The organism is Chamaesiphon sp. OTE_20_metabat_361, assembly GCF_031364565.1.
On sequence record NZ_JANLWO010000220.1, the window covers coordinates 1 to 4294 of the forward strand.

General features: G+C 46.7%; 5 protein-coding genes and 1 pseudogene. 2 read left to right on the forward strand and 4 right to left on the reverse strand.

Annotation, left to right across the window (positions count from 1 at the left end):
* Positions 1-585 (reverse strand): annotated as a pseudogene (glyA, locus tag RMO35_RS06270) (serine hydroxymethyltransferase); the annotation flags it as partial.
* A 425-nt stretch (positions 586-1010) separates the two neighbouring features.
* Between glyA and RMO35_RS06275 the strand changes: the two are divergent.
* Positions 1011-1217 carry a hypothetical protein gene (locus RMO35_RS06275; protein ID WP_309739393.1) on the forward strand — a complete coding sequence of 69 codons (207 nt, stop codon included), beginning with the start codon at positions 1011-1013 and terminating at the stop codon, positions 1215-1217.
* Positions 1218-1392: 175 nt separating this feature from the next.
* On the opposite strand, the gene ntcA is transcribed toward RMO35_RS06275, so the two are convergent.
* Positions 1393-2070: a global nitrogen regulator NtcA gene (gene ntcA, locus RMO35_RS06280; protein WP_309739400.1), complete on the reverse strand. Its 678-nt coding sequence runs from the start codon at positions 2068-2070 to the stop codon at positions 1393-1395.
* A gap of 334 nt (positions 2071-2404) precedes the next feature.
* Here ntcA and fabI point away from each other — a divergent pair, with 334 nt between their 5' ends.
* Positions 2405-3181 carry an enoyl-ACP reductase FabI gene (gene fabI, locus RMO35_RS06285; RefSeq protein WP_309739394.1) on the forward strand — a complete coding sequence of 259 codons (777 nt, stop codon included), beginning with the start codon at positions 2405-2407 and terminating at the stop codon, positions 3179-3181.
* A 206-nt stretch (positions 3182-3387) separates the two neighbouring features.
* Here fabI and RMO35_RS06290 read toward each other — a convergent pair whose 3' ends face one another.
* Positions 3388-3930 (reverse strand): PPC domain-containing protein, encoded by a 543-nt coding sequence (locus RMO35_RS06290; RefSeq protein WP_309739396.1) that lies wholly within the window; start codon positions 3928-3930, stop codon positions 3388-3390.
* Between the two features lie 10 nt (positions 3931-3940).
* Positions 3941-4294 (reverse strand): signal peptidase II (lspA, locus tag RMO35_RS06295; RefSeq protein ID WP_309739399.1); only part of this gene is annotated, 354 nt, incomplete at its 5' end.

A 4294-nucleotide genomic window follows, 5' to 3' on the forward strand; every position in this document is an offset into this window, starting at 1 on the left:
GACTTCATCGGCGATTTCGCGGAATTTAGCAAAGTCAATAATCCGGGGATAGGCAGAATAACCGCAAATCAATAATTTAGGACGATATTGTTTCGCCAAGTCCCGAATCATGTCGTAGTCGAGCTGCTCGGTTTCCTTGCTAACGCCGTAGTGCTGGACGTCGAACCATTTGCCCGAAAAATTTACTGGCGAACCGTGGGTGAGATGTCCGCCGTGGGAGAGATCCATTCCCATGATTTTGTCCCCAGGATTGAGGAGCGTCAGGAAGACAGCAAAGTTTGCTTGTGCGCCTGAATGCGGCTGGACATTCGCCGCCGCTGCACCAAATAACTGCTTGACTCGATCGATCGCGATTTGCTCGATCTCATCGACAAATTCGCAGCCACCATAATAACGCTTGCTGGGTAAACCTTCAGCATATTTATTCGTCAGTACCGAACCCTGTGCTGCCATCACCGCCGCTGAGGTGAAGTTCTCACTAGCAATCAGTTCGAGGTGGCTCCGTTGACGACCTAGCTCGGCACCGATTAAACTCGCGATCGCTGGATCTGCTTCTTGTAGAAATTCTAAGTTAGTTTTTGCCATGTCTAGTCTGATTGGAATGAGTTGGGGATTGCTAAATCGATGTGGTGTCCCAAACTATCGATTATAACTAATGGAACTCGATCGCGTTGCGGCTGCCGCTGGTAATTTGCCAATAATTACCAAAAATTCGCCTTTGGCATGACTCGATACTGTTTACTCTCAATTGCAGCATCTATAATCGCGCCAAGCCCAGACTAGACTAAATTGCGGCTCGAATCTCACCCTCGATCGTCAATATTCGTGACAATCTCAGGAGTGTAGTTTAGGCTTGATAAAATCGATCGTATGGATTATTGTCCTTAACCAATCTCCAGTTCGATCGGCTCCTGTTCGCTCGCGATCTGCCGAGGCGCTCAACCTAGCGGAATTCGATCTAATTCTCAAATAAATTTCGTTCGTACCTAGCCCAAATATCAGGGGGATGGATGTTAGTAATCATTATCAACGATCGAGTTATTGCTCCAGAGCGAGTCTGTCAAGCCTGTCTGATGGCCGATCGTGACGGTCAACCGCGCTGGCAACAAGGTAAACTCGGTTGCGGTCGCCTCGTCCGCACTCTTAACTTTTGCAGCGAACCCCAGTCTGATGCTTATGAGTGTCAGATGGGGTTTCGCTTGGTGGAAATAGAGTAAAGAGTGGATAGTGGATAGTGGATAGTGACTATTTGGTAGCTTGCCGATGGCACATTAGACGCATCTACCGAGCATTGGCACAGCCAACTTCAAAATTCATCAAGCACTATTCACTATCCACTAATTAAACTGGCACAGCCAACTTCTAAATCCACTATCCACTATTCACTATCCACTAATTAAACTGCTGACTCAAAGCCACCGGATTATGGACGGTAATTTTTTTCTTCTGGATCGAAATTACCTGATTGTCTTCATCGCGCAAGTCGCCGAGTAGGCGGGTGACGGTGACGCGGGTAGAGCCGATGGCTTCGGCGATCGCTTGGTGTGATAACTTGAGATCGATCGTGATGCCGTTGCCGTTGGGGATGCCAAAGTCCCTACACAAGATCAGCAAGAAACTCGCCAGTCTCGATCCCATGTCTCGATGTGCGAGAGTTTCGATCATCATTTCGGTTTGGAGAATCCGCGATGATAGACCTCTGAGCATGATCCAAGAGAGTTCGGGATTGTCTTTGAGTGCTTTTTCAAACTGCTCGATCGAGACTGATAATAATTCTACTGGGGTAAAGGCTACAGCATGATAAAACCTGTCGGACTTGTTCCCCGTAATCAGCGATAACACTCCAAAGACGCTATTTTCGCGCAGTAAAGCCACAGTAATCTCTTCTCCGGCTTCGTAGACGCGCGAGAGCTTGACGGCACCTTTGGTGAGGAAATAGACGCGTTCGGCAGGATCGCCAGGGAAAAAAATAGTTTTATTGCGATCGAATGTTTCGAGTACTGGCGGAAAGTCACCTCCAGCCAGTTGCTGAAAGACGCTAGCGATCGGTTTATCTTGCATCATGACCATCTTAGATTTACACTCACTTAAAATAATTGGACTCACAATTTCAGATTTGGGCAGAGTGAAAACCTTGATGACTGGAGATCTAAAGACCTTATCTAGCCAAGCCGAGTGGTACTTACTCACATCCAGACTATCAAATTTGTTTGACAGTGATACAGATTACTTAATCTGACTTGCCAATAGTTTTTTGTATCGTAGACTACTAAGCCCCCACAGATGGGCGGTTGCTGGCGTTGGCGTAGCCTCCGCTTTGCGGAATCGAAACCGCGATAACTGGCAACTACGATCGGCTAACTGATATCATGAGCCGTGCGAGTTAAGATGGAATAAAATTATCGTGTTAAATTTAAGCGGCAAAAACGCGCTAGTAACTGGAATCGCCAATAATCGTTCGATTGCGTGGGGGATCGCCCAACAACTTCACGCTGCTGGAGCCAATATCGGGATTACTTATCTCCCTGACGAGAAAGGGAAGATGGAACGCAAAGTTGAAGAATTAGTTGCCCCCCTCAACCCGAGCATTTATCTGCCGCTCAACGTGCAAGATGATGCCCAAATCGATCGGACTTTTGCCGAAGTTGGCGAAAAATGGGGCCGGGTAGATATCTTAATTCATTGTCTAGCATTTGCAAATAAAGAGGATCTTTCTGGCGATTTTAGCAAGACTTCTCGGGCTGGATTCGCACAGGCGATGGATATTAGTACTTATTCGCTGACGCGCCTCGCTGGTGCTGCCAAACCCTTGATGACTGCGGGGGGCAGCATTGTCACGCTCACCTATCTGGGTGGTGTAAAGGTAATTCCTAACTACAATGTGATGGGAATTGCCAAGTCTGGCTTGGAGATGAGCGTTCGCTATCTGGCTTCCGAACTCGGTCCCGATAATATCCGCGTCAATGGCATCTCGGCTGGGCCGATTCGGACATTGGCATCTTCGGCTGTCGGTGGGATTTTGGATATGATTCACCATGTCGAGAAGGTGGCACCACTGCGGCGGACTGTGACGCAGACGGAGGTCGGTAACACCGCTGCTTTTTTGTGTAGCGATTTGGCTAGCGGCATCACCGGGCAAATCGTCTATGTCGATGCTGGTTACGAGACAATCGGGATGTAGTTAATTAATAATTAATAATTAATAATTAATAATTATTAATTGGGTTTTTGGGACTCGGTTATTTTTCCCGTCCATAAAAATGCACCAAGCACAATTTACCTAAAGGGCGGGGGATTTAAACCCCTGCTTTTTGCTAATTGGTGGGGTACCCATTTGGGTACCCACTCCCATCCCCCAGTCTCCCAACTCCTATCTCCCTCCCTCCTTCACTGTGCTTTTAATTTACTAACCTTCAGCTTGAACTTACCACTACTCGTTTCACCAAAACCTTGAACGCGGATAATATACGTCCCGGATTCTTTGATTCTGATAAATAATAAAGAGTTACTAGTTCCATCGGGTCCATCATCATTTTTAGCGATACTTTTACCTTCGGAATTCAGGAGATTGACAACTGTATCGAAAGCTTCTGAAGTCAAATCGATCGCGAGTTGATCGCCTGCAACTAATTGAATTTTGTAATCCCTGGCAAAACCACCGTCACCTGTGGGAATATCGCGTTCGGACAAAGTATCTTCGACTGCACCGCTAGGCGGTAATTGGAGTGGTACATAAACAAAGGCAGATTTACTCACTGGGGTGGGAGTTGGTTCGATTGCCGTGCGGGGGAGTGCATTGGCGCGGTCGCCCAAAATTACCGGAGTAAAAATCGTAATTGAGAGTGATAAATAGTAACAACCAAATTTTTGAAGTCCGAGCATGATTGAGTCTTTAAGTGGTCGATCGGGGTAGTAGTGACTTTGAGACACGAGCGTGTTTTTAGCGTGAGTTCGATCTGTGAGGTCGATCGATAAAGGTATGAATTAGTAGACAAACAACGCCGACATTGATTGAAATATCTGCCCAATTAAAGATCGCAAAATTAATAATTCTGAGATCGATAAAATCGACTACAGAACCGCCAAAAAACAATCGATCGATCCCATTGCCTGCGGCACCTGCCAAGATCGCGCCCAAGCCGACCTGCTCCCAAATACTATTAAAGTTTCTAAAAATACCGATCGCGACCAAAATTGCACTGACAATTAGCGACAGCCAACCCAGCCATGGCTGTCCTTCTAGCATACTAAAGGCAGCACCATAATTGCGGATATAGGTAAAGTGAAAAACATT